Origin of the sequence: Robiginitalea sp., from assembly GCF_049588695.1 — a bacterium.
In the GTDB taxonomy this organism is placed as follows: domain Bacteria; phylum Bacteroidota; class Bacteroidia; order Flavobacteriales; family Flavobacteriaceae; genus Robiginitalea.
In genome coordinates, this window is sequence record NZ_JBAVZJ010000439.1 from 1 (window position 1) to 1,745 (window position 1,745).

General features: G+C 49.8%; 1 protein-coding gene. It reads left to right on the forward strand.

The annotated features are described in order from the left end of the window. The coding region (locus tag WBV75_RS10460; protein WP_424120557.1) for a CRTAC1 family protein at positions 1-1,745 on the forward strand (1,745 nt) is incomplete at both ends.

Genomic DNA, 1,745 nt, shown 5'->3' on the forward strand with positions numbered 1-1,745 from the left:
GAATTAAATATTCTCACCTACCTCTATTACTACAATGGCGGTGGCGTTACTATTGCCGATTTCAACCAGGATAGCCTTCCGGACATCTACTTCGGGGGCAATCAATCTCCCGATGCCCTGTATCTCAATCTGGGCAATATGACTTTTAAAGAGGTCAGTACAGGTGCCGGGATCACTAACGCCGACGGCTGGACCACAGGGACTACACATGTCGATATTAACGCAGACGGCCTGCAGGATATCTATATCTGTAAAGCTTCCGGATACCGTGGCCTAAAGGGTAAGAATTTATTATTTCTGAATCTCGGTGCGGATTCCGATGGGATTCCTCAATTTGAAGAACGCGCAGCAGACTTCGGTCTGGACTTTTCAGGACTCTCGACCCAGGCAGCCTTTTTTGACTACGACCTCGATGGGGACCTCGATCTTTACCTCCTGAATCATTCGGTCCATCCCAATCGGACCTACGGCAAAGGCAATCAACGCCTAATCCCGGACAGCCTCTCCGGGGACCGCCTCTATCGAAACGACAATGGCTTTTTTATTGACGTAAGTGCGGAAACCGGAATATTCCAGGGAAAAGCGGGTTACGGGCTGGGGCTTGGCATCAGCGATTTGAACTCGGACGGGTATCCGGACATCTACATAGGGAATGATTTTTTTGAAAATGATTACCTCTATTTAAACAATGGGAATGGAACGTTCAGGGAACTCATTTCTTCCGGAGCAGGGGAGGTCGGGCATACGACCCATTTCAGTATGGGCAATGACCTTGCCGATATCAACAACGACGGGCTTGTAGATATTCTGTCCCTGGACATGCTCCCCGAGGACCTCATCACCTATAAGACTTCCGGACTGGAATACGCCTACCCCATATACCGACAGTATCTCAATAATGGGTTTGCCCCCCAATTCATGCAAAACACCCTTCAACTCAATACGGGTGAGAATCGCTTTTCTGAGATTGCCTTTCTCAGTGGTATCGCCGCCACGGAATGGTCATGGGGAGGGCTCCTGGCGGACCTGGACAATGATGGATATAAGGATCTGTTTGTGACCAATGGCATTAAGGGGGCTACCAATGACATGGACTATATGAACTTTATAGCCAATGAGGACATCCAAAGAAGAATAGACCAGGGCATGGCAGATACGGATCTCCCGCTTACCCGTGAAATACCCCCGAAAAAGGTATCTAATTATGTTTTCAGGAACAATGGGGACCTCACCTTTTCAGATGAGACTACAAATTGGATCGGGCAAGAGCCCACGTATAGCAACGGGAGTGCCTATGCCGATCTGGATAATGATGGTGATCTGGACCTGGTGGTCAACAACCTCGACGAGCCTGCCACCATTTATCAAAATAATTTGGAAACCGGGAAATCTATCGCACTGCACTTCTCAGGTACCGGTCTGAACAGCCGGGGAATCGGGGCCCGTGTACTCGCTTACACGGACCAGAACCTGCAGGTGTTCGAAAATTTTACGACCCGGGGCTACCTTTCCGCTGTACCGCCTCATATACAAATTGGCCTGAACCAGGCAGAATCCCTGGATTCCCTGTTGGTTATCTGGCCCGGGGGAACTTTTGAAAAACATGTGGCCCTCCCTGCAGGCCGTTCGGTAACACTCAGGCAGGAAGACGCCCGGGGAAATTACTATACCGGTTCCAGGTCTGAATCGTTTTGGGAAACGCGGGACAGTGTGCTTCCCTTTGTACACAAGGAAAACACCAGTCT